13 protein-coding genes are annotated in these 18808 nt (G+C 60.6%); 3 read left to right on the forward strand and 10 right to left on the reverse strand.

Annotated features, from left to right (window positions below):
- Positions 1-31 precede the first annotated feature (31 nt).
- The 5 genes from C9427_RS08095 to tagH form a co-directional block, all read right to left on the reverse strand.
- Complete coding sequence (locus C9427_RS08095; RefSeq protein ID WP_107648611.1) at positions 32-2563, reverse strand: serine/threonine-protein kinase; 2532 nt, start codon at positions 2561-2563, stop codon at positions 32-34.
- Positions 2560-3333 carry a PP2C family protein-serine/threonine phosphatase gene (locus C9427_RS08100; protein WP_107648612.1) on the reverse strand — a complete coding sequence of 258 codons (774 nt, stop codon included), beginning with the start codon at positions 3331-3333 and terminating at the stop codon, positions 2560-2562. The genes C9427_RS08095 and C9427_RS08100 overlap by 4 nt, the downstream gene beginning before the upstream one ends.
- Before the next feature lie 159 nt (positions 3334-3492).
- The gene (gene tssM, locus C9427_RS08105) at positions 3493-7044 is read right to left on the reverse strand and encodes a type VI secretion system membrane subunit TssM (protein WP_107648613.1); all 3552 of its coding nucleotides are present in this window, start codon (positions 7042-7044) and stop codon (positions 3493-3495) included.
- A 22-nt stretch (positions 7045-7066) separates the two neighbouring features.
- Positions 7067-8584, reverse strand: coding sequence for a type VI secretion system protein TssL, long form (gene tssL / locus C9427_RS08110; RefSeq protein WP_107648614.1), 1518 nt, complete (start codon positions 8582-8584; stop codon positions 7067-7069).
- A gap of 334 nt (positions 8585-8918) precedes the next feature.
- Positions 8919-10007, reverse strand: coding sequence for a type VI secretion system-associated FHA domain protein TagH (tagH, locus tag C9427_RS08115; protein ID WP_107648615.1), 1089 nt, complete (start codon positions 10005-10007; stop codon positions 8919-8921).
- Positions 10008-10261: 254 nt separating this feature from the next.
- On the opposite strand from tagH, the gene C9427_RS08120 reads away from it, so the two are divergent.
- From C9427_RS08120 to C9427_RS08130, 3 genes are read left to right on the forward strand one after another with little or no spacing between them, the layout of a single operon-like run.
- Complete coding sequence (locus C9427_RS08120; RefSeq protein WP_107648616.1) at positions 10262-12592, forward strand: type VI secretion system Vgr family protein; 2331 nt, start codon at positions 10262-10264, stop codon at positions 12590-12592.
- Between the two features lie 10 nt (positions 12593-12602).
- Positions 12603-13031, forward strand: coding sequence for a DUF6484 domain-containing protein (locus C9427_RS08125; protein ID WP_107648617.1), 429 nt, complete (start codon positions 12603-12605; stop codon positions 13029-13031).
- On the forward strand, positions 13031-14134 hold the full coding sequence (locus C9427_RS08130) for a HEAT repeat domain-containing protein (RefSeq protein WP_245437027.1): 1104 nt from the start codon (positions 13031-13033) through the stop codon (positions 14132-14134). The genes C9427_RS08125 and C9427_RS08130 overlap by 1 nt, the downstream gene beginning before the upstream one ends.
- Here C9427_RS08130 and C9427_RS08135 read toward each other — a convergent pair.
- From C9427_RS08135 to C9427_RS08155, 5 genes are read right to left on the reverse strand one after another with little or no spacing between them, the layout of a single operon-like run.
- Positions 14121-14834 (reverse strand): hypothetical protein, encoded by a 714-nt coding sequence (locus C9427_RS08135; protein ID WP_107648618.1) that lies wholly within the window; start codon positions 14832-14834, stop codon positions 14121-14123. The two genes, C9427_RS08130 and C9427_RS08135, sit on opposite strands and share 14 nt — an antisense overlap.
- Positions 14831-15766, reverse strand: a complete 936-nt coding sequence (locus C9427_RS08140; RefSeq protein WP_107648619.1) for a type VI immunity family protein — start codon at positions 15764-15766, stop codon at positions 14831-14833. The genes C9427_RS08135 and C9427_RS08140 overlap by 4 nt, the downstream gene beginning before the upstream one ends.
- Positions 15763-16683, reverse strand: coding sequence for a DUF4150 domain-containing protein (locus tag C9427_RS34725; RefSeq protein WP_245437028.1), 921 nt, complete (start codon positions 16681-16683; stop codon positions 15763-15765). Before C9427_RS34725 ends, C9427_RS08140 begins: the two co-directional genes overlap by 4 nt.
- Positions 16683-17738 (reverse strand): beta-ketoacyl synthase N-terminal-like domain-containing protein, encoded by a 1056-nt coding sequence (locus C9427_RS08150; protein WP_107648620.1) that lies wholly within the window; start codon positions 17736-17738, stop codon positions 16683-16685. Before C9427_RS08150 ends, C9427_RS34725 begins: the two co-directional genes overlap by 1 nt.
- Entirely contained in the window at positions 17738-18790 is a 1053-nt protein-coding gene (locus C9427_RS08155; protein ID WP_107648621.1) for a DUF2169 family type VI secretion system accessory protein, read from the reverse strand. Before C9427_RS08155 ends, C9427_RS08150 begins: the two co-directional genes overlap by 1 nt.
- Positions 18791-18808 lie beyond the last annotated feature (18 nt).

The following is an 18808-nucleotide window of genomic DNA, read 5'->3' on the forward strand; positions in this document are numbered from 1 at the left end:
CGCAAGCGGCGGAGGTCCATGGGCGTTCATGCTACCCGCCGAGCCGGAAGTACTGTGCCGTTGCGGAGAAGTCAGATCCGCTGGTCTCGATTTCCTCGATAATTTTGGGTAGCAGCACCGAGGCTGGTGTTGGCTCGGAGAACGCCGCAGCCTGAATATCCTGTCGACCTGTGATGACCATTATAATCTCCGGCACGGGCTTGCCGGCCGCCTTGTCGGCAGCGCCGAGACCGGTCGGGATGCTGAACGTGGCCTTGTCCGATTGCACCACGATGCGATCGTCGAGGTTGAATGCCATACCCTTGTGGTCGATCAGCAGCACGCTGGAAATGAGGCCGCCATCCGTCACCAGCGTGCCGCTGATCGGCGAACCGCTCGGCACCGACGTCCGATCGAGGACAAGCTGCGGCTTGTCGGCAGCCGTCCGGTCCAGAATGCGCAGAAAGTTGGTGACTTCGCATTGGGCCGGTTCAATGAGGCGGACGCTGATGTCCGGTTCGACCTGGAATCTTGCCTGGAAGTCGTACATCATTCGCTCGAAAGGCGGGACCTCGGTTCCAAATCCCTCGATCGCGGCAGCCTTGTCGGTAGCCGACGTCAACGCCGCATAGAAACAGTCGCCGCCGCTGAAGTCGCGCACCCAGGCGACCCGTTGCGCCATCGCATCGACGGGAGGGGCCGGCGGAGCTTCCGGTCTGGGCACATTCAAGGCGACGGTTGCGTCGTCCGGCGGCTTGTCAGCCGGTTGCTGCGGCGCAAGCGCCGCCTTTGGCGCCTGCTCCGCGGCCTTGCGTTCGGCGTCGAGCCTGGCCTTCGTCTCCGACAAGATCCGCATAGCCTGCTCCGCGTTCCGACGTTCTTCCTCTTCGGCCTGTGCTTTCGCCGCCTCTTCGGTCTCTCGCTCCGCTTTGGCCCTGGCTTCGGCATCAGCCTTGGCCTTGGCTTCCTCTGCAGCCTGTCGCTCAGGCTTCTGGCTTTCCACGGCATCGGGCTGGACCGCTGGCGGCGAGGCTTTCTCGGCTGGTGCTATAGGTGCGACGTCGGCGGTCGGCGGAGCGGCCTGCTGGCTGTCGCTGGTCACCGCATCCGGCTGAATTGCCGGTGGAGCCGCTTCGGGTGGCGTTTGCGTCTCGACCGCAGATGGCTCCGAGATTTCCTCGGTTGGCGGGGGAACTTTGACCGGCTGTGTCGGCTCCGGCTCCTGACTGGCCGCCGCATCGGCCTGATTGTCGACGGGCGGCGTAGCGATGTCCGGTTTTGGCTGCTGGGATGGAATCTGCTTTGCCGGCTCATTGCCAGGCCGGCTCGCAGCGCTGTCCGTCGGGGCCGGCTTTGGTGCTTCTGGTGTCAAAAGCGGTGTATCGTCGGCGACCGGCGTGGAAGGCGTCATCAAGCCGCTCAGATAGACGCCTGCGCCAGACACCACAGCCAGCGCCGTCAAGCCAGCGATCGCGAAGGTTCGGGTCCTTGCAGACTTTCCGCGAGCATCAGCGGTGACCGCGCGCGAAGGATCCGCGGCCGCCGAGGGCCGCGGTTCGGACAGATGCGCCGGCCGTACATGCGGGACGAAGCGCTGTTCCCCTGATTTCGCTGCGGTTGGCAAGCCGTGCCCCGGGGCTTTGGAACCGGGCGCGACGGTTCCCGCGGTTCGCGGCAGACCGGTCCGGTCGCGGGGTTTGATGGACGGTGGAGGCGTTGTCTCCTCGCTGTCATCACGCGTCAGCCTGGCGATGTCCGCCATGCTGATCGGCCGATCCCGCGGGTCCGGTTGCAGCATGGCTTCGACAATGTCGCGAAAATCGGCATCGATGTCGGACAGGTCCGGCACAGTTCGGCGCTTCTCAACGATCTCGAACTGGGAGCCGCCCATGTTGATCGGTTTTCCGCGCAGTGCGGCGGCCAGCACCAATCCCAGGCTGTAGATGTCGGACTGTTCGCTGACGTCGCCGCCAAACAGCCCGAGCTGTTCGGGAGAAACGTAGCTGTACTTGCCGGCGAACTTTCCGCCGATCAGGGTCTCCCCGCCGACGGTCGCCGATCGCGCGATGCCGAAGTCGATGATCTTCGCACGGTCGACCCGGCCTCCTGGCAGGATGATGTTATCCGGGGAGAGGTCGCGGTGTATTGCTCCTGCCTGGTGCACGGCGCTCAGACCGGATGCAAGGCGGTGGCAGAGCTTGCGCACTTCTTCCGTCCGCATCGCGCCACGTCGCATGACGTCGAACAGCGATTCACCGTCGACGAATTCCATGGCAAGGTAGGGCCGGGCGATCCCGGGATCGATCGTGAAGACGTGATATCGAACGACCGCATCGTGCGACAGGTGGTTGAGGATCGAGGCTTCCTTACGGAACAGGGACAGGATCGTCTGATCACGGGCGAACTCGGGCAGGACGATCTTGATCGCGACGTGGTCGCCGGTCTGGATGTTGTGGCCGCGATAGACCTCACCCATGCCTCCGGACGCGATCCGCTCGTCAAGTTCGTAGATGCCGCTGAGTTGCGTGCCGACGGCGGTGTTGGCAAGGCCAGGCGATATTCGCGTCTTGTCGTCGGCGCTCATCGGCCTCCAACCTCCGCGGATGGATCAGGATGGAACCCGTTGCTTCCGTCTCCGATCTTCACCAGCACAATCGTGACATTGTCTGTTCCGCCGCGCGCCAGCACCGTTTGCAGCAGGTTTTCGCACGCCGCCTGAGGTGTCGCGGACATCACTGCTGCCTCGATCTCGGCGTCGGTGACGTGCGCCGTCAGCCCATCGGTGCTCAACACGAAAATGTCCCCCGGCATGATTTCGCCTTGCTGGAAATCGATGACGATCTCGTCGCTGACCCCAACTGCATGTGTGATGACATTGCGGCGCGGCCAGGTGAGCGCCTCGGCCGCGCTGATCATGCCCCTGTCAAGCAGTTCCTGGACTTCGGTATGGTCCCTCGAAATCTGCGAGATCGAGGCGTTGCGGATCAGATAGACCCGGCTGTCGCCCGCCCATAAGCAGGCGTACCGTCCATTCATCGCCAGCAGGGCAGCGACGGTGGAGCCTATGGTAACGCCGCGAGACTCCGATATCCCGCGGATCTCGGCATTGGCCCGGCTCAGCCGGTCCTCGAAGCGCGCGCGAAGATCCGGTGCTGAACTTGCGATGCCGATCGTTGCCAGGTGATCGACGATGCTGGCCGAGGCGACTTCTCCGGCATCATGTCCACCCATTCCGTCGGCCACGACCCAGAGGCCGGTTTCCGGCTCGACCAGATAGCTGTCCTCATTGAGCTCGCGGACACAGCCCCTGTGGCTGACGCCGAAGCTTTCAAAGGGAAGGGCGACATTATTCAATTTGCCACCAAGCGCTTCGCAGGCGTCCTTTGCGGCGCTTTTTTCAGCGCTCGCTCGCGCCAGTTTGCCACAGGCGCGGATATTAGAGTATCGAAATCAACGTCCGAGCGCCTGTTGCCCATGGGCGGCGTCACCATGCTGGAAAGCTCAAGGGCCATCTCAAAAAGCCTTTGGGCAGCTGAACCCGGAAAGCGCGGGAAGGAGGAGGGGGTTGGGGTCCGAACCGGCCTGGATCGTATAGGCGACATCGCGCCCGCCGATCACGAAGCGGGCTTCCGTATTGCCGCCGGTGCTGGTGATATCAGCCTTGTCCAGCAATCGCTTCAGTGCCCATGGACCGTCAAACTTGATGGCGGACTCACGGCCTGGCATTTCCGGCATGAGGCTCAGGCTGGCGGACGCCGAAGTCCCGCCGCTCGGCCAGGTCACCGTGCTTGGCGTGTTGCCTGCCTGGTTGCTTTGAACGATCTGGCCATCGACGTCGAGTATTGCCGCATCGGCATCGCCATGCAGTGAAACCGGCGTAAAGGTCACGCTCACCGATGGGACAGAACCACCGGAGGGAAAGAAGGCGTTGCGGATCTCGGCAGCAAGCTGGAAGTCCTTCAAGGTCGACTTCGGAAGGTCGCGCCCGAAGCGCGCATCCTGTTTCCAACTCCAGTCCTGGCCGGTCATATCGATCAGCGATGCGAGATTCTGTGCGAAGAACCGGTCCATCAGCCCGCCCGGAGCGAACAGTTTCGAGAAATCCGCCATTGCGATGTCCTCGGTGCCATTGCCGGCGAAGGGATAATGTCCGTTGACCGCCTCTTCGCAGGCGCGCGTCACCGTCTGGTCGAGCATCTGGTTCAGATTCGCTACCGAGGTTTCGGCGACGTTGCCCTCAAACTCGTCGGCCGTCGCGTTGACCATCCGCGCGAGTTGCTTGGGCAGACGCGAGACATTGGCGCGAAGGGTGGATACCTGCAGTTGCAGATTCATGTTGACGCGTTCCGTCTGCGAAGGAACATCGGCAGCCAGTTGCAGACTCTGGTAAATGTCACGGAAATTCTGGGTCAATGCATCGATCGGGCGGCGTCCGGCAGGACCGTTCACCAGCGTCTGGAATGATCTGAACTGCGCTTCGATATTTGCTCCGGGGTGCTGTGCGCTCGAGGACCCTGCGCCGGCGCGGCTTTGCGATTTGCCTGTGGCAATCTGTATGCCGATGCGCGCCAAACCCTTGGCGATATCCGCAGACGTCTGCGGCTGGTTCTGAACCACGCCGGATTCTAGCTCGGAGGCTCTGCTGCGTCCGGCTTCCTGCGTCAGAGCTGTCTCGTCGGCTATCGCCGTAAAAAGCTGGTCGATCGGCGATGTTGATGACGCGGCGGCGGAAAGCGCGATATAGTGCGGCTTGTCCTTCAGCATCGCTTTGAACCTCAATTCGTCGAGAACGCCGTTCCACGCCGCGGTGAACTCCTTCCCGTAGCGATCGAGAAGTTCTGGACCGAGCTTGAGCAGTTCCTGATCGATGCCGCCTTGCTCGCCGCCACCGCCGAGGACCCATTGATCGTCGACCAGCATCTGCGCGATACGCGAGAGTTGCCCGAGGTAGAAGTCGTTGAAGCCGGCATGGGTGTAGATGCCGGGAATACCAACATCAGCCAGGTCGCTGCCGTCGATGCGCTCGAACAGCAACTGCGCTTCCGGGCCACCTTTCGCGGAAACAGAAAAATCGTCCAGCGCCGCCGCGTATGTAGCCGACTTGATCAATGCGGAGGCGCGATCGGCCAGGCTCATGCGCCCGAGCGAGCGCTGGGCGGATTCGACAAGCGGTCGGTTGAGTTCGAAAACCGGATCATAGGCGTCATCCAAGGCAAGCATGGCGCGCAGATGCTTTTCGAGCTGCGCCCGTCCCTCGCGGTTGTTTTCGCCCGGATACCGGTTCTGCTCCCAATCCTGTCTCATCCAGGAAACGATCAACGCGTCATCGACCTTTGGCGCCTTGCCGCCAAGCATCAGATAGATTTTCAACGGTTCATAGAGCGCGGCGGGGTCAGCCATCTTGGCCTGGATCGTCCGCTCGGCCTGGATCAATAGCCGCGCGCGGAATGTGCGCTCCAAGGCTTGCCGGTATGCCGTCTTGGATGCCGAAAGAAGTCTTTCCCGCTGGCTGAGGCCGAACGTCTCCTCGACCGGCGTCGGCAAGTCGCCGGTTTCGAACCCTGCCGGCAGATTGCGCAACTGGTCGAGCGGGCCAATGACGTTTTCGAGATCGACATCGGTGACCGTCGTGCTTTTGAGCAGTGGGTCCGCTGTCTCGCGATACTGGTTCATCGCCTGCGCGGTGGCGTCGATCAGCGACCTGTTGGCTGTGTAGCTCATGGCCAGGGCGCCCAGGGCCACCGCAGCGATCAATGCGATTATGCCAAGGCCGCCATATCTGGCTATCGCTGCACGCTTTTCAGCCGATTTGTCGTATGAAACCCACCCGGCCTCCGCAAAAATGACGCGGGTGAGAAGGTCGTGCAAAAAGAAGCTTTTACCGGTGCCGGACAGATGGGCTCTGGAATTGCTGCCGAAACTGCGGCTGATTGCACCGAGCACCTGGTCAATCGGTGTTCCTTCCTGCGTGCCTGACGAAAAATAAAATCCACGCAGGCTGACATTCACCTGGCTGCGGGCCGGATCGAACAGGCTGGCGACGAAAGTGGTGATCCGTCCCTTCAGCGCACCAAACTGCGCCGGAAAGCCGAAGACAGATATGCGCGCGACTGGATCAGCCTCCTCCTGCAGCCGGTCGGGGACCTCCTCCGCCAGCCATTTTGCCAGTGCCTCGAACTCGGCTGGAGTCTCGCCGACCATGTTCTTGTTGCGATCCGTGGTCTGGAATGTCGCGCCCCACACCTTGCGTCGGCGCGTTTCGTCGAACCCGCCAAAATAATCCATGAAGCCGGAGACAAGGTCGGCCTTGGTGAAAAGCAGGTAGACCGGAAACTGGACTTTCAGCGTTTCGTATGTTTCCCGCAGCCGGCTGCGTATCTCGACGATATGGGCGTTCAATTGCTGGTCGTCGAGGCTAATGAGGTCTGCAAGGCTGATGGCCAGGATGACACCGTTAATCGGTTGCCTGGTGCGGTATCTCTTGAGCAGCGCCAAAAAGGCAAGCCAACTCTTTTTGTCGCTCTCGGCGTGCGAATCCTGCGTTGTGTAGCGTCCGGCGGTGTCGATCAGCACCGCCTCGTCGGTGAACCACCAGTCGCAGGACCGTGTGCCGCCGACACCGGCCACCGGCTGGGCGTCACCCGACCCGGCAAGCGGAAATTTCAGGCCCGAATTGACCAGCGCCGTCGTCTTGCCTGCACCGGGGGGGCCGATGATGATGTACCAGGGGATATCATAGAGGAAGTTGCGCTTGCCGCTCGACCGCTTCAGCGTCGCAATGGCCTCGTTCATGCGGGCCTCGAGCACTTGCGAGTCGCCATCCCTGTCGTCGTTGCGGACGATTGCCGCCTCGAGCGCTTTCTGTGCCTTTCGCATTTGCCAGAACCGGAAGCCGTAGAAGAGCGCCGCGATCGTCAGGATGACGCCTATGATCGTGGCACGCAGCCAGACGGGGCCGAGCGGGCGGGTGTCGGCAAAGCGGATCAAGGGCCCGGCAAACCAGATGGCTGCCGCGAAACCGGCCAGCGCGATGACGCTGAATATCCGCAGCAGCCAACGCGTCATGGGCGCTTCCAGCCGGCCGCGCTCACAACGTCTCCTCCTTGGGGATCATCACGTCGACACGGCGATTCTGGGCGCGGCCTTCCGGCGTCGTATTGTCGGCGATCGGCTCGTCCTCGCCCTTGCCTTCGACCGTGATCCGCGAAGGCTGGCTGAACCGTGGCGCCATCATTGCTTCGACCGCCTTCGCCCGGGCGACGGAAAGGTCGAAGTTGGATTTGAACGCGCTCGATTTTCGCGGCTTTATATTGTCCGTATGGCCGACGATCCGGATCGGTCCGGGCTCGGGTTCCAGCGCGGCGGCGATGTCAGCGGCTATCGGCCCAAACTCCGGCTTTATCTCGGCCCTGCCGGACTGGAACAGCAGGAGATTGTTGATTTCCACCACGATGAACCTGCCCTGCGTGCCGACGGTCAGCCCGCCGCGCGCGATATCCTTGGCCAGTGCGGTACGGATGCGATCGATCTGGCTGGGGGTGGCGGCGACAGGCGGGGCGACTTTCACCGGTTCGGCCAACGGCGCCACGCTGGCGCGTTCGATGGTGACCGGCGTCGATGGATTGAGGGCCAGCAGCTGGCCGGCAACGGCATCGCCCTCGTTGGTGATGAAGACCCGCAACGTGAAGAATGCCGCTGTGAGCAGCGCCGATGCAGCAGCCGCAACGACCCAGAGCGGCAGCCGGGCCGACGAGTTCGTCATTGTCGCCGCCAGGCCCTGCCAGTGCGGCGAGACCTCTTCGTCGGCGCGAGCCCTGAAGTAGCGGAGCGTCTCGTAGACGTCGCGTCGGACGCGTTCGAGATCGGTGTCTTCGCCCCCCAGGCCTCGATACTGGCCTTCGAACCCCAATGACAGGCAGGCATGCATCAATTCGAGCAAATCGTAATGTGCCTCCGGGGTGCCCAGCACCTTGTTCAGCGCTTCGAAGAAGCCCGTCCCGGTGGGTTCGACGTGGAAGAACCGCGACACCATGCTGTGCTGCGCCCAGTCATCACTCTTGGGCCAAGGCAGGTTGCCGATCAGATCGTCAGCGGTTTCGCAAAGGGCGAATTTTGCGATCCGGGCATCCTCTTCAGGAACGCCGGCTTTTTCCATGGTCCGGTCGAACTTTTCAAGCTCATCGGCGACGTGCTCCGCCAACGGCTCCGCTTGTCTTTTGACTGGCAAAAGCCTGAGTTGGCCGAACAGCATCAGCAGGGGCGCGGCCGCGGCGAGGATCGGGTTTGCCGCGGAATAGCTGACGCTGTCCGCGGCATCGAGCAGGATTCCCTGCTGCATGGCGAGCTTTGGCGTGGCCGCAAACGAGCCTGCTCCCGCCGCTGCGCCGGGAGTTTCGCCTTGATAAATCACGGTTCCGGATGTCCAGCCCGGTGGCGGGTGCCGGCCGACACCGGAATCGAAAACTGTTGAATCCTTGACCGGCGAGTGCTGCTTGCCACCTGGGACGGGTTCCTGAGCAACTGGCGCCGATTTCTGCTCGCGCCGTGGCCTGGGGCGAATGACCGTTTTGCCCGCCGGACCGAAAGGATCGTCCTTGGAACTCATCGCCGATCTGCCGTCCACGCGCGATGTAGGTGCATGCGCTGGATGAACGCCAAACGGCTCCTGGCCAGATGCAGAAAACGCCGTCCCTGCTGGCGAGAGCACTGTTCGGAAGAAGGTTGGCTACAAAACGCTATCCCGCCGTAAGATGACATTTGCCGCAGACCCCAGGTCAATCAACCTTACCAGCTTGGCGAACTGTCGTATGTGATCGTAGTCTCACAAAGTAGCCATTGGAACCGGATGCAGTGCGCCGACGAGATTTTTCTTCGCCGACTATAGCACTGCACGTTCTTTCGGGGATGCACTTCTATGCGCCAGGGTCGGTCTCACCGCTCTATTTTTGCTTGTCGGCCTTGGCATAGGCTTCGCTGAAATAGGACAGGAATATATCCAGCATGCCGTTTTCGTGGGCTTCCTCCATGGTCCGCCATTTCGCGACAAAGGCGTCCCAGGCCAGGCCTTTCTTCGAGCTGAACGACGTTGGCGGAAGCTTTTTGCCGATCGCCTCGGGCGACAAGTCGTCAAGTAAGCGCGAAAGAGCAGCCTGCATGGCTGCATAGGTGGCAAATTCGTGCGTCTTGAGATCGCGGAATGCATCTTCGATGCTGTGCCTGGCATCGAGATAGCCGGCCCTGCGCCGCGCGAACATGATCTCAAGGATATCGTCGGTCCCCGGCACGAACTTCAGGGGGTTGTTGTCCTCAGCACTTATCATCGTGCGGTGTGTGCTCTTGGCCAATATCTTCGCAGCGGCCCGTGCTTTCAGCAGCAAGGCCAGCTCCTCGACCACCGTCCGCAGCACCGCGCCGATTTCGGCAGCAACTTCATGAGGATCACGAGATTGAAGCAATTCCGGGGAGATGCCGGCTCCGATCGCGATTTCCCGCAGCATCTCGTCTGAGTCAGGGCGGCGGGGTGCGGACCCCGCCGAGGGCGGAGGAGTGGGCTGCAGCAACGAAGACGTCGACGCTGGCGCCTGCTGCCCGGGCCGCTGCTCCGCCGGACTGAAGAAAGGCTCGTTGCCGAAGTCCAGCGGCCGGCCGGTGGCGACCGGCATTTCCCGTTGCGTCGAACCGCGATTGCCTTGAACTTGGCCTGTCGTCGCGCGCTCGTCGTCAATCGATACCAAGATGACGTAGCGGCCGATCAGCAGCCGGTCGCCATGACCGAGCCGATGCGGGCCGGCCATGCGCTGGCTCGATCCGTTGACGAAGGTTCCATTGCGCGAGACATCGTACAGCCAGAACGCGCCCGCGTCGAACCTGACCTCGCAGTGCCGGCCGGAGATGAACTTGTCCGGGTCGGACAAAGTCCAGTCACAAGCCTCGCGTCCGATTTCGAAGCCGCGATCACGGGCTGCATAGCCGGTTGAGATGCCAGCGGGCAGGGCGTCGACATTGTTGATCTGCAGCCTGATGAACATCTAAAATCGCCGTCGATCGCCGATCGATACGCCACCATTCTAGCAGCTTGCAAGTATAACAGGACAGCAGCGTTTCAAGTCGATTAAATCGATAAGGCAGGGTTCAGCTGCCGCTCGTTCTTTTTTTGGTCGGCAGGAAAACCTGTGGTAGGCTCAACATGGCCTAGTGTGGCGTTCCTGAAGGTGATGTTGATCACATAGCAGGAACTTCAAATCCGCCACACTGGCGGCCGCGTCCAGGAGGGGCACGACCCATGCCGAACGAACAACGCGCCACGGTTGTGCAGACACCGGTGGGCGCCGAGTTGTTAACCTTCACCCATCTCGTCGGGCGCGATGAGATCAGTCGTTGTTTGGCCTATACTGTCGGGTTCGTGAGTAACAGCCCCGATATCGATCCGCTCAAGATGCTGGGCGGGGCTGTTTCGATCGAAGGTGAATCCGATCCGAAACGCTGGTTCAGCGGCCTGATCTCGGAATTTCGGCTCACCCGGATCGAGGACAGGCTGGCATATTACGAAGCGGTCATCAGGCCATGGCTCTGGTTCCTCGGCAACACGACTGACTGCCGCATTTTCCAGAACATGAGCGTCATCGAGATCGTCGAGGAGGTTTTCTCGAAATACAGCACGGCAAAATTCGAGAAGCGCCTGCAGGGGTCTTATTCGCCGCGCGAATACTGCGTGCAGTATGACGAGACCGATCTCGATTTCGTGCAGCGGCTGCTCGAGCACGAAGGCATCCTATATTTCTTCGAGCACGACGAGGGCAAGCACACCCTTGTGCTCGCCGATGCGATGAGCAAGCTGAAGCCTGCGCCGGGTTACGAAAAGGTGCCTTATCACTTTGAAGGGCAGGGCTCGCGGCGCGATGTCGAGTATATAACGGAATGGATTCCGGGCAGTTCGGTGCGGCCAGGCGCCTATGTCCATACCGACTACGACTTCACCAAGCCAGGCGCCGACCTGATGGCCAAATCCGCCCAGCCGTTCGGCCACAAATTGGCGGCGGGCGAGAACTACCGCCAGCCCGGCGCCCATCTCGATGTGGGTCGGGGCGACAGCCTGGCGGCCATCCGGCGCGAGGAAGTCCAGGCCGTGCACCAGCGCATCGCCGCTGTCGGAACCGTGCGTGGGCTATATTCCGGCTGCACGTTCAAGCTGGACGGTTTCCCGCGCGAGGATCAGAACCAGGAGTATCTGGTGGTCAGCGCCGAATACCGGCTGTTCGATCCGGGCTACAGGGCCCTTGCCGACGTCGGCAGCGAGAACTTCAAGGTGATCCTGGGTGTCGCGCCGACCGCCTTGCCCTACCGTCCGCCGCGAATTACCCCCCGGCCGATCATGCGCGGTCCCCAGACGGCGACGGTGGTCGGTCCCTCCGGCGAGGAGATCTTCACCGACAAGTATGCCCGGGTGAAGGTGCAGTTCCACTGGGACCGTCTGGGCAAGAAGGACCAGAACAGCTCCTGTTTCGTGCGTGTCTCGCAGACCTGGGCCGGCAGCGGCTGGGGCTTCATCCAGATACCGCGCATCGGCCAGGAGGTCATCATCGATTTCATCGAAGGCGACCCGGATCTGCCGATCGTCACCGGCAGGGTCTACAACGCCTCGCAGATGCCGCCCTACGGGCTGCCGGGCAGCGCCACGCAATCCGGCTGGAAGTCCGACTCATCGAAAGGCGGCGGCGGTTACAACGAGCTGATGTTCGAGGACAAGGCCGGCTCCGAACTGGTCAACTTCCAGGCGCAGAAGGACCACAACCTTCTGATCAAGAACGACCGCACCAAGCTGGTCCAGCACGACCAGTCGGACCGCATAGACCACGACGCCAAGCACTCCGTCGGCCACAACCTCGACGAGGACGTCGGTAACAACAAGACGGTCAAGGTCGGCGTCGACCAGACCACGGATATCGGCAACAACGATACCGAGACGGTGGGGGTGAACAGGTCGCTGACGGTGGGGTCGAACGAGACGATCGGTATTGGGGCGAACTCGACGGAGACAATCGGCGCCAATCACACGCAGACCGTTGCGCTCGTCCAGACGGTGACAGTCGGTGCCGCGCGCATCGATTCAGTGGGTGCTTCTGAAACCCGAAGTGTAGGCGGCCCACAAGCGAATACGATAGGGGCGACACGGTCGGTGACGGTGGGGGCCGCGCAGAGCCACAGCATCGGCGCAACGGACAGCTGGCAGATCGCTTCCGACCAGAGCGTGTCCATAGGCGGCGGCCACACCGAGAGCATCGCGAAGGATCAAGGCTCGACGGTCGGCGGCGGACGCACCGCTTCGGTGGGCAAGGACGATTCGACATCCGTGGCCGGCGCGCATTCGCTTTCCGTCGGCAAAGACAGTGCCATTTCGGTCACAGGCAATGGCACGATCAAAATCGGCAAGAAGTTGGTGATTGACGCCGGCGACGAGATTCTGATTCAGACCGGATCGGCGAAAATCATGATGAAGAAAGATGGCACGATCGGCATCGAGGGCAAGGATATTTCGGTCAAGGCGTCGGGCAAAATTAGCATCAAGGCGTCGAGCGACATCACTATGAAGGGCTCGAAGATCAGCGAGAATTGAGGGTGTGGCGATGAGTGACGTTCGCGAACGCATTGACGGTGTGGTGATCGGCATCTTTCTCGGTTTCGACGACGCCGCATCGCCGCTGGTGGTGTTCCCCGGCAATCCGGAAGAGACAGCGATGCCAGCGCGCAGCTTGACTGTACTCACGTCCGATATGGTCGGCTCCGAGGTGGCTTTGCTCTTTCAGGAGGGCGATCCCGCCAAGCCGCTTATCGTCGGCCGCGTCGTCGACCCGGCACACAAGACCACAGCGCCGCAAGTCGTGCGCGACGGTGAGCGCGTTCGCATCATTGGGGAAGAGCGCATTGAACTGCGATGCGGCAAGGCGACGATCCTCATGGAAAAGGATGGCCGCATCACCATTCGCGGCACGTATGTCACCAGCCAGGCGAGTGCCGCCAATCGTATCCGTGGCGGATCGATCGATCTCAACTGATGCTGGCGGCAACCGACAAGCCAAAATCTGAAGGCGCGCCGGAGCGGCCAATAGTCCCGGATGTCGTCAGGCAGTACGCCGAGCAGGTCGCGTTCTTCTGGGCGCAGCGCGACACGCTGATGATGGACGATCCGCCGGACCGTCATGTGGTCGCCGGCGTCGATCGGCGCCTGGAAGCCAACCTCGATGGCCTGCGTATCGCTGGGCCTGCCGCTTGGCCGTTCATCACCGCGGCATATGAGGATTTCCCCGAGAAGGGCGAACTGTTCCTCTATGGATGGATGGCGATAGAGCTGAATGACGACCGTCGCGTGGCTGATGCGGTCGAATTCGGCCTTCAAAGCAAGGACGACGCTCGCGGATTGGTCGGCGCGTTGGCGTGGCACCTGCCTGGAACGATCGCCCCGCTGGTGCGGGATTGGATCGGCGCGCCGGATGCCTTCAAGCGATTTCTCGGCGTATCGGCCTGCCTCGGGCATAGCGTCGACCCGAAGCAGATGCTGGGGAGACTTGTCCGCGACCCGGATACGCGCGTTCGCGCTACCAGTGTGCGCCTCGCCGGGACGCTGAAACGCGCAGACCTTGTCAACGAATTGACAGCGGCTTTGACCGATGACGACGAGTTCGCTCGGTTCTGGGCGGCCTGGGCGCTAAACGAGCTCGGCTCCGGCGACCTGGCCAGCCCCGAATTACGGAAGGTGGCGGTCAGCGGCGGCTCCAGCGCAATGACGGCCCTGCGCGCGGCGATCACGGCCGCGCCCGACAAGGACGTGCGAGCCTGGATGGGCACATTGCTGAGATCGCCCGAGACCGCGCCTTTAGCCGTGCGCGGCGCCGGCATGCTGGGTGACCGCACAGTGCTGCACTGGCTGATCCACCAGATGCGCAATCCGGCACTGGCAGTTGCGGCCGGCGGTGCGCTCCTGGAACTGTTTCCGGAGGCGAAGGGGGCGGACCTGTTCACGCTCAACCCGGCCGAGCTTGGCCATGCCTTCGAGGATCATTTTGGAGATTTTGGCGCCAGGGTCCCCGTGGCGGAGAAGGTTAAGGACTGGGGAGGGAAAGAAATGGATGTCGTGCCGCTCGACGTCAGGACACGATGACGCGCTCTACTGGCGCTATCGAACGATGGAGCGTCGAGAACGCGCCGAATAGCTCGGAAAGGTGGGACAGGTCGAACTTGTAGCGCTCGAAGCGCATAACTATTTCCAATGCGTTGGAGAGCGGAAAGCGATCAGCTACGGCGAAAGCTTTTCCCGGCGGGTGTTCGAGATCGTAGAATGCGCCGAGTTCGGCGAGTGTCGCAAAGTTGTCCCAGGCTTCGACAAATGGCGCTCGTTGCTCCTCGGTCGTCACGTCCTGAAATTCGAGCACTACCGTCAATTTTTGACCTTCCGTCTCGTTCAGCACTTCGAACGGGAAGCTGATTACCAACGGCCTTGGCCCCTCCGACAAATCCAAGTCAGCTCCCTCTGCGACAAGCGTGATCTCCTTGACGCTATCGTTCTCAAGGCTGGCACCATGAACGATGTTGATAACTTTGGCGAGAAGGGAGGGGTCGGCTACCGGACAACGCAGATACCACCGGAACGCGTTTTCGTTGCGCGTTTGGTCCAATATAGAAAATCCAGCGATTTTAGGATCCGGCGAAAGTGCTGCGAGGCTTTCGATCGAGCGAATTCCCCGGTCAATCGATTCGATAATGAGCTTTGCGTCAACCTTGTCGTTTAGCAGGACGTTCAATTCAATCTGGCCGGATGCCCGACTAACTTGATGCTTCACCGCGAACGGTCGCGTGATCATAGCGCGTTGTTCCAATCCTCAACTTCAAGATCGTCGAAGCGCGCAAGCCAGTCTTGCGCATTGAAATTTGGGTCACCAAAGTTTGCTACGCGGCTGCGAAGCGATTTTATTGCGCGCGCGGTCTCCGGCATGGACCCTATATCTGTCGCCCGGCGATTGACGTCACCGAGGGCAGGCACCTTGGAGTTCTGAATCATCAAACCTCCATCCGAAAGGTCGTGAACCACCGCATGCTGGACGTCGGCGATGATACTCGAGCGTTTGAGCTTCTCAACCAGAGGTCTTCCAATAAAATCTATCCAGTGCGCTCCAAAAGTCTTTCCTCTCATCTTATTCTGCATCGGTAAATAAGAAGGATCTAGGCCTAGATACCTAGCAATCAATGCATTAATCCCGCCAGTCGCCATATGGGACGTAGCTTCCGTCCTACGTAGGCAATACGAAGCGTAACCGTAAGAAAGCCGTGAGAAAACAGAAACCATTTGCCGAAACTCCTCAGCCAACGCGTCAGCGCCGATGCTTGTGACGGCATCAAATGGGAGAGTTAGGATGAGCATGCTCGCCTCTTCCGGCTCGGCGTCCTCGGAATTGGGATCGATGCCGAAAAAGCTAACGGAATACGCCCCTACCCACTCATCGATCGCTGAGTCATAGAGGATTTCCTCGATCGTCTGGCGGGATTGCGCGTTCCTCAGGGTCTTAAGGTCGCGAGCATATCGATTGGGGGTTAGTGGGCGATCATTTCCATCAGCATCGTACCGAATTGCCAGCTTGTCGGAACCTATCAGCTTGACATATCGCTCAATGACATCGGCGGTCGACAACATCACCGCGGCCAGTGAATCGTCACTGAAAAGTGAAAGGCAAATGGTCGGTAGCGCTACGATCGTGCCGTGCTCATTTCGAACTGTGAGATTGCTTTCCGTCGTCATTGATAGCACTCGATGTTGCAGATCTTGATAGGGGGATACTTGTCGGGATCGCTTCCAAACTCCCGCGTAATCCGTTCCTGCTTTCTACGCTGACCTTTTCCCCAAGGAGTCGGCTTTGCGCCTTTCTTTTTCGTCCCTTTGCATTTGAACTTGAAATCGAAACACTGTTGTGGATCACCGTTTTCATCCATCCCTACCGCGTCGGGCCAGCCAGATCCGCTGCGTTGCCATTGTCGACTTCCCTTTCTCGAAAAGCCAACCATGTCGGTCGCTGGATTCTCGGAAAATGGATCGTCCTTCTTCCAGCCCGACTCGGCGCCGATGACGGGCTCTTTCCCTTGTCCGTTATGATCCACGATCTTTTTATCGACGCAGTCATGTTTCGCATCCCCCAGCCGCCGACAGTAGGTCGACTTGGGAGATTTTGGGACATCGCTGATCGTTTTTTCGTCCACGTCGCATTCGCACACCATCTTCTTTAGGGCGTCAAACGTGGAATTTGTCCCTGGTGCCGGGTTAGCGTTCCCCATCAGGTCGACGGTGTTTTTGTTGTTGTGGAATTTCTTGTCAGTGTCACGGCAAGCGTTCTTGCCGTCCATTTTAACGTCGAAGGAGTAAGTGATCCAATCTGTAGCTTGCTTGAAGGTGTTCGACTTTACGCCGCCGACCGTCCCCGGCTCGTCGCCGATGGACATTTTGTACTGCGAGCCCTTGTTGGCGATCATCGCGCCGCCCTTGGCAAAGACGGTCGTGGTTCCGTCTCCCAACGTGCTGCTCATCGCGAAGTTTGGGTACGGCATCGGCACAGGGCCGCCAGGAGTGGGCGTTTTGCAGACGTCGGGTATCGTGGCCTTTGAGAACCCGGTCGAACTCTTGTGTGTGAGGCCAAGGCCATTCACGGTGATGTGCGTTGGCATCAGCGTGTGCTCCTTGCGCCACCGAGCAACGCGGCTGCGCGCGTGCCGTTTTCCGAGCTCGCCCAAATCAGGGAAAGCGGTCCTTTGCTGTAACCTCGGGCTTCAGCCTCGGTGACCAAGCTGACGAACAGCGGACCTGATGCAGCGCCAACGTCACCCCAGCAATCCGCCGGGGTCTCGAAATCGGCGGCATCCTTGAACCGACCGGGATTACGCAGCACGGCGAAACCATACTCATTGCCGCGGTAGCGTTCGCCATTCATGTCGCAGATAATGCGATCGACCGGGTGGGCGGGTGCATTCTCGAATAGGAAGCGGAATGCGGCACTTAGCCCGTCGCCGAGGCAAACAGTTTGCGTCTTGATCCGGCTCTCCTCGCTGGCGATGGACATGCCGACCACCTGCAGGAGAGGGTCAATGCCGAAGTCTTGCGCGGTCTGCAGTGTTGTCATCAGGCAGAACCCGGCGGCCTCGCCGGGACAGAAGCCATAGATATTCCCGTCGGAATGGAGCTGTTCATTTTCGTCCAACCACTCTAGTGTTTCCGGTTCGAGATAAGTGTCCACGGCTCCGGCTAGGCAGAATTTGGCTCTGTCCTCCTTCAACATCTTGTATGCATGGTAAAGGGCGAGCAGCCCCCCGGCATGTCCCCCCGCGATGGACCCTCCTCCTTCGAGCCTAGCGTCGTGGGATAGCCTGGCGCCAAGCTCAGCATACATCCTCCCGGCGAAATCGCCGTTCTGCCCTGGACGTGGTTCGCCAGTCGATACGATCAGTGCAATCGGCACGGAATGTCCGATCTTACGCAGGGGTGCCAAGGCATCGAGCGCCGGCGTGGTGGCGATCGCGGCCGCGCGATGCGGGCCATTCAACGCCGCGTCGATGCCAACGTCTCGCGTCACCTTCATACGTTCGCCGAAACGATCGATCATATACGGGTGGTCCTGGATGCCTGATATTCCGGCGCGCACCGCCGCGGAGCTGGCTGCAGCGGAAAATCCGAGCGGCGTGCGAGCACCGACCCCAATGATAACTATGGTGCTGCCACCGGCCATCAATCAGATCCTGTCCAAACGCCGGTGCGGCTGACTGCGGGAGAAACGCCTGCGCGCCGTCGAATGCGGATGGTCGTGGTGCTGAGTTTCTCCTCGTCGTAAGGCACGGGGAGTGCGGAGAGCCAAGTTATGCTGAACTGCCGGTCATCCGGTCTTAATCGCAACGTTTGAATCGAAGGCTCTTCGTGTTTGACATCTGGTTTGTTCTTGAAATGCGTTGTGATGTCGAAGGTGATACGCGGCAGAAGAAACTGCATAAATCCATCGGCGTTCAATCCGCCCAGCCGGACATCCTCATAGCCGACTAGTGGTTTTTTGGTTTGCTGATCTTCTGGCGCACATTGATAGTATAGGCGATTGAAGTCGTGAGGGAGCAGCGGGTCGCGCGTCTTCTTCCATTCTTCGCCGTAGGTGCCCGCGTATTTTGCGCGCGGCTGCCAATGGTGTGCGACTGGGCCGAAACTGGCAGGCCGGCCACTCCGGTGATCGCGGTAGGGCGCGTCGCGATATTCGAAATTGGGCGCTGTCCTGCCAACGAGCCTTTGAGGGTTCACGGCAAACCCGGCACCGATCGGATTGCGCTGGTCCCAATCCGGTTTCGAGCCTTCCATATCCGTGCCGCCGTAGGTGCGACGCCAGCTGATTGGCATTTTGACGAATGGCTCTGGGCGACTCATGCGGAACGAAACCGGGCCAGGAACGAATATCCGGTCGCCAGTCACATTGATGATCTTATCCAGATCGCCAACCTTCAGGCGCGCCGTGCACTCGACGTTCGGTTGGCTTTTAGGTGCGTAAACATGCCCCTCAACCAACACATCGGTGTGCTTCTTCTCGATGTGGAAATCGTCGTCATCGAATAGTTCATTGGGATCGGCGGCGAACACCGGCGCCATGTTGATGGGAACCTGTTCCTTCAGGGGCGTCTGCTTGCCGTCGGGGTCGATCTGGAAGGAAGCCTTGATCGCGACCAGCCACACCTCCTGGCCACGCTCGTCGCGGGTCCATAGGCCTTCTGCTGCGAACGGTGTTTGGTTTGACAGCGGCAACATTCAGGCCGGACTCCTCCA

The sequence above is a fragment of the Mesorhizobium helmanticense genome, assembly GCF_003034915.1.
GTDB lineage: Bacteria > Pseudomonadota > Alphaproteobacteria > Rhizobiales > Rhizobiaceae > Mesorhizobium > Mesorhizobium helmanticense.

Excerpts from the sequence above, each read along its gene's own strand:
- C9427_RS08140 (WP_107648619.1), bottom strand. The coding sequence starts at position 15,766 with ATGACGACGGAAAGCAATCTCACAGTTCGAAATGAGCACGGCACGATC.
- C9427_RS34725 (WP_245437028.1), bottom strand. The coding sequence starts at position 16,683 with ATGCCAACGCACATCACCGTGAATGGCCTTGGCCTCACACACAAGAGT.
- tssL (WP_107648614.1), bottom strand. The coding sequence starts at position 8,584 with ATGAGTTCCAAGGACGATCCTTTCGGTCCGGCGGGCAAAACGGTCATT.
- C9427_RS08150 (WP_107648620.1), bottom strand. The coding sequence starts at position 17,738 with ATGGCCGGTGGCAGCACCATAGTTATCATTGGGGTCGGTGCTCGCACG.
- tssM (WP_107648613.1), bottom strand. The coding sequence starts at position 7,044 with ATGACGCGTTGGCTGCTGCGGATATTCAGCGTCATCGCGCTGGCCGGT.
- C9427_RS08120 (WP_107648616.1), top strand. The coding sequence starts at position 10,262 with ATGCCGAACGAACAACGCGCCACGGTTGTGCAGACACCGGTGGGCGCC.
- C9427_RS08135 (WP_107648618.1), bottom strand. The coding sequence starts at position 14,834 with ATGATCACGCGACCGTTCGCGGTGAAGCATCAAGTTAGTCGGGCATCC.
- C9427_RS08125 (WP_107648617.1), top strand. The coding sequence starts at position 12,603 with ATGAGTGACGTTCGCGAACGCATTGACGGTGTGGTGATCGGCATCTTT.
- C9427_RS08155 (WP_107648621.1), bottom strand. The coding sequence starts at position 18,790 with ATGTTGCCGCTGTCAAACCAAACACCGTTCGCAGCAGAAGGCCTATGG.
- C9427_RS08130 (WP_245437027.1), top strand. The coding sequence starts at position 13,031 with ATGCTGGCGGCAACCGACAAGCCAAAATCTGAAGGCGCGCCGGAGCGG.
- C9427_RS08095 (WP_107648611.1), bottom strand. The coding sequence starts at position 2,563 with ATGAGCGCCGACGACAAGACGCGAATATCGCCTGGCCTTGCCAACACC.
- tagH (WP_107648615.1), bottom strand. The coding sequence starts at position 10,007 with ATGTTCATCAGGCTGCAGATCAACAATGTCGACGCCCTGCCCGCTGGC.